General features: G+C 75.5%; 1 protein-coding gene. It reads right to left on the bottom strand.

Annotated elements, in window-relative coordinates:
* The coding region (locus tag ACIRBY_RS38595) for an SDR family NAD(P)-dependent oxidoreductase (protein WP_403910123.1) at positions 1 to 5046 on the bottom strand (5046 nt) is incomplete at both ends.

Genomic DNA, 5046 nt, shown 5'->3' on the forward strand with positions numbered 1-5046 from the left:
ACAACGCCACCTCCACCGCGAACAACGCCGGCTGGGTGAACCGCGTCTCGTCCAGCAGCTCCGCATCCTCCCCGAACACCACCTCCCGCAGAGGCAGTTCCAGGTGGGTGTCCAGGTGGGCGCAGACCTCGTCGAAGGCGTCGGCGAACGCCGGGAAGGCGGCGTACAGTTCACGCCCCATACCCGGGCGCTGACTGCCCTGCCCCGAGAAGAGGAACGCCGTCCGGCTGCCGCCGGCGTGATCGGCTTCACCGCGTACGACCCCGGCCGCCTGCCGGCCCGTGGCGATGGCCTCCAGGCCCGCCAGCAGCTCCGCGCGTCCGGACCCGACCACGGCGGACCGCAGCTCCATCGAGGCGCGTGACAGGGCGAGCGAGCGTCCGATGTCGGCGAGTCCGAGGGCCGGGTGCTCGATGACGTGCTCCGCGAGGCGCTGCGCCTGGGCGCGCAGGGAGGTCTCGTCCTTGGCGGACAGCACCCACGCGATGGCTCCGGAGCCGTCGGCAGCACCGGTGGCCGCCGGGGCGGGCTCCGTGCCGGGGGCGTGTTCCAGGACGACGTGGGCGTTGGTGCCGCTGACGCCGAAGGAGGAGACGCCCGCCCGGCGCGGACGGCCGCCGTCCGCGGCCCACTCGCGGGCCTCGTTCAGCAGCCGTACCGACCCCGTCGACCAGTCGATGTGGGGGGACGGCTCATCGGCGTGGAGGGTCCTGGGGAGGACTCCGTGGCGCATCGCCATGACCATCTTGATCACACCGGCGACGCCGGCGGCGGCCTGCGTGTGCCCGATGTTGGACTTCAGCGAGCCCAGCCACAGCGGCCGGTCCGCGTCCCGCTCCTGCCCGTAGGTGGCCAGGAGGGCCTGGGCCTCGATCGGGTCGCCGAGGGTGGTGCCCGTGCCGTGCGCCTCGACGGCGTCGACGTCGGCCGTCGACAGGCCGGCCTGCGCGAGGGCCTGGCGGATGACCCGCTGCTGCGCGGGCCCGTTCGGGGCGGTCAGGCCGTTGGACGCACCGTCCTGGTTCACGGCCGACCCGCGGACCACCGCGAGCACCCGGTGGCCGTTGCGGCGGGCGTCGGAGAGCCGCTCCACCAGGAGCATGCCCACGCCCTCCGACCAGCCGGTGCCGTCCGCGTCGGCCGAGAAGGCCTTGCAGCGGCCGTCTGCGGCCAGGCCGCGCTGGCGGCTGAACTCCACGAAGGTGCTGGGGGTCGCCATGACGGTGACCCCGCCCACGAGGGCCATGGAGCACTCGCCTTGCCGCAGGGCCTGCGCCGCGAGGTGCAGGGCCACCAGCGACGAGGAGCAGGCCGTGTCCACGGTCACCGCCGGTCCCTCCAGGCCGAAGGTGTACGAGAGTCGGCCCGAGGCCACGCTGCCGGAGGTGCCCATGCCGAGGTGTCCTTCGAGCCCCTCGGGTACGGTCCCGCCGAGCTGGGAGCCGTAGTCGTGGTACATGACCCCGGCGAACACCCCGGTACGCGAGCCCTTCAGCGACGCCGGATCGATCCCGGCCCGCTCGAACACCTCCCACGAGGTCTCCAACAGCAACCGCTGCTGCGGATCCATCGCCAACGCCTCACGCGGCGAGATCCCGAAGAACGCCGCGTCGAACTCCCCCGCCTCATAGAGGAACCCGCCCTCACGGGCATAACTCGTCCCCGCATGATCCGGATCCGGGTGATACAGCCCCTCCAACGCCCAGCCGCGGTCCACCGGGAACCCGCCGACCGCGTCACCACCCTCCGCGACCAACCGCCACAGGTCCTCCGGAGAACGCACCCCACCCGGATACCGGCAGCTCATCCCCACGATCACGATCGGATCGTCGGCGGAGGCGACCTGGACGGCCGCGGCGGGCTGCGCCGGGTCGGCGTCCGCGCCCAGCAGTTCGGTCAGCAGCAGGCGGGTCAGTGCCTCGGGCGTCGGGTGGTCGAAGACGAGGGTCGCGGGCAGCCGCAGTCCGGTGGCGGAGTTGAGGGTGTTGCGGAGTTCGACCGCGGTCAGCGAGTCGAAGCCGAGGTCCCTGAACTGCCGGTCCACCGCGACCGACCGTGCGGACGCGTGCCCGAGGACGGCCGCCACCTGGGTGCGGACCAGGTCGAGGACGAACGCCTGCCGCTCGTCCGCCGGCAGGGCGGCGAGCCGGCCGGCCGCCGTGGTCTGGCCGGCCGCCGTCTGCGGGGCCCCTTCGAGGCTGCGCCGTACGGAGGTGCGCACCAGCTTCCGCAGCAGCGGCGGCAGGGCGCCCGCGCGGGCCTGGGCGTGCAGCGCCTCGGTGTCCAGGCGGGCGGGGACCAGGACGGCCCGCTCGGAGCGGCAGGCGGCGTCGAAGAGCGCCAGGCCCTCCTCGGCCTCCAGGGCGATCAGTCCGGAGCGGCTGATCCTCTGCCGGTCGGCGGCGGCCAGCCGGGCCGTGAGCGTGCTGCTCTGCGCCCACAGGCCCCAGGCGAGGGACACCGCGGGGAGCCCCTCGGCCCGGCGGGACGCGGCCAGGGCGTCGAGGAAGGAGTTCGCGGCGCTGTAGTTGGCCTGTCCGGCGCTGCCGAGGGTGCCGGCGGCGGAGGAGAACAGGACGAAGGCGGACAGGTCGGCGTCGCGGGTCAGTTCGTGGAGGTGGAGGGCCGCGTCGGCCTTCGGGTGGAACACCCGGTCGACGCGGTCCGGGGTGAGGGCGGTGACGGTGCCGTCGTCGGTCACCCCGGCCGCGTGGACCACGGCGGCCAGCGGGTGCTCGGCGGGGACCGTCGCCAGCAGGTCGGCGAGCGCGTCGCGGTCCGCGACGTCACAGGCCACGGTCCGGGACTCGGCGCCCAGGTCCCGCAGCTCCCGCGTGAACTCGGCGGCGCCGGGCGCGTCCTGGCCCCGCCGGCCGGCCAGCAGCAGGTGCCGTACGCCGTGCTCGGTGACGAGGTGGCGGGCGACCAGCCGGCCCAGGGCACCCGAGGCGCCGGTGATGAGCACCGTTCCGTCGGCCGGGAAGGCGGCGGGGGCGTGCTCGGCCGGGGCGGGTTCGTCGGCCCGTACGAGGCGCGGGACGAGCAGGGCCCCGTCACGGAGCGCCACCTGCGGCTCGCCGCAGGCCACGGCGGCCGCCAGCGCCGCCCCGTGCTCGTCGCCGTCGCCGTCCACCAGCACGAACCGGCCGGGGTTCTCCGACTGGGCGGAGCGCACGAGGCCCCAGACGGCGGCCTGCGCGGGGTCGACGGCGTGCGCCCCGGCCCCGGTGGCGGTGGTCGCGTCGACCGCGCCGCGCGTCACGAGCACCAGGCGCGAGCCGGCGAACCGGTCCTCGCCGAGCCACTCCTGGAGCAGCTCCAGGACGCGGCGCGTGGCGGCGGACGGTACGGCCCCTTCTCCCGCGCCCGGCAGCACGAGGGCCACGTTCTCGGGTACGGGGGCGCCGTCCAGGTCGGCGAGGCGCTCGCACCGGACCGGCGCGGCCGACCCGGGCTCCGCGGCCGGTTCGCACCGCTCCCACGCCACCCGGAACAGCGCGTCCCGCAGCCCCGCACCGCCCTGGGCGGCGGCGCCGGCTTCGGCGAGCTGCTCGGGGGTGACCGTGCGCAGGAGCAGCGAGTCGACCGAGGCGACGGGCCGTCCCAGAGCGTCGCCGATCCGCAGCTCCACGGCGTCGGTCCCGGATGCGGCCCGGGTCAGGCGGACGCGCAGGGTCTCGGCGCCGCTGCCGTACACGTTCACGCCGCTCCAGGCGAACGGGAGCCGGCCGGCGTGGTCGGTGCCGAGGAACTCCCCGACGCCCATGGCGTGCAGGGCCGCGTCGAGGAGCGCGGGGTGGACGGCGAACCCGTCGACCCGGGTGCCGTCGGGCAGCGCGACCTCGGCGAACAGCTCGTCCCGGCCGCGCCGCCAGAGGGCGCGCAGCCCCTGGAACACCGGGCCGTAGGCGAAGCCGGCGTCGGCCAGCCGGCCGTAGCAGTCGTGGAGGTCGACGGCGGTGGCGTCCGCGGGGGGCCAGGTGGCGTCCGTTTCCGGGGGTGTCCGTCCGGTGTCGGGGACGAGGAAGCCGGTCGCGTGGCGCGTCCAGGCGTCCTCCCCGTCGGCCTCGGCGGCGGTCTCCGGGCGGGAGTAGATCTTCACCGTGCGGCGGGCCGAGTCCTCTTCCGCGGTGCCGACGACCACCCGGACCTGGACCGCGCCCTGCTCCGGGAGGACCAGGGGTGCGGCGAGGGCGAGCTCTTCGACGCGGCCGCAGCCGAGTTCGTCGCCGGCGCGTACCGCCATCTCCAGGAAGGCGGTACCGGGGAGCAGGGTCACCCCGGAGACGGCGTGGTCCGCCAGCCAGGGGTGGGTGGTGAGGGACAGGCGTCCGGTGAGCAGGGAGCCGGCGCCGTCGGGCAGCAGGGCCGTGGCCCCGAAGAGGGCGTGGTCGGCGCCGGCCAGTCCGGCGGCGGTGACGTCGCCCGTGCCGGCCGGGGCGTCGAGCCAGTAGTGCTCGTACTGGAAGGGGTAGGTGGGCAGGTCGATGCGGCGGGCGCCGCGTCCGGCGTGGACGGCGGCCCAGTCGACGGGGGTGCCGTGGACGTGGAGCCGGGCGAGCGCGCTGGTGACGGCCAGGTGCTCGGCGCGGTCGGCCCGCAGGACGGGCACGGTGAGGGCGCGTTCGTCCAGGAGTTCCTGGGCGAGGGCGGTCAGGACACCGCCGGGCCCGATCTCCAGGAAGGTGCGGACGCCTTCGAGGGCCAGGCCGTCGACGGCGTCGGCGAAGCGGACGGCCTCGCGGACGTGGCGCACCCAGTAGTCGGCCGAGCCAAACTCCTCGGCCGTGACGATCCGCCCGGTGAGGGTGGAGACGACCGGCAGGGACGGGGTGCCGAAGGCGACCAGTTCCGCCACCTCGCGGAAGGCGTCGAGCATCGGGTCCATCAGCGGCGAGTGGAAGGCGTGGGAGACCGTCAGGGCCTTGGTCTTGCGCCCCTCGGCCGCCAGCCGCTCCACCACGGACGCCACGGCGTCCTCCGCACCCGAAACCACCACGGACGAAGGCCCGTTGACCGCGGCAATACCGGCCCGGTCCTCGAACC

The organism is Streptomyces sp. NPDC096136 (assembly GCF_044763325.1).
In the GTDB taxonomy this organism is placed as follows: domain Bacteria; phylum Actinomycetota; class Actinomycetes; order Streptomycetales; family Streptomycetaceae; genus Streptomyces.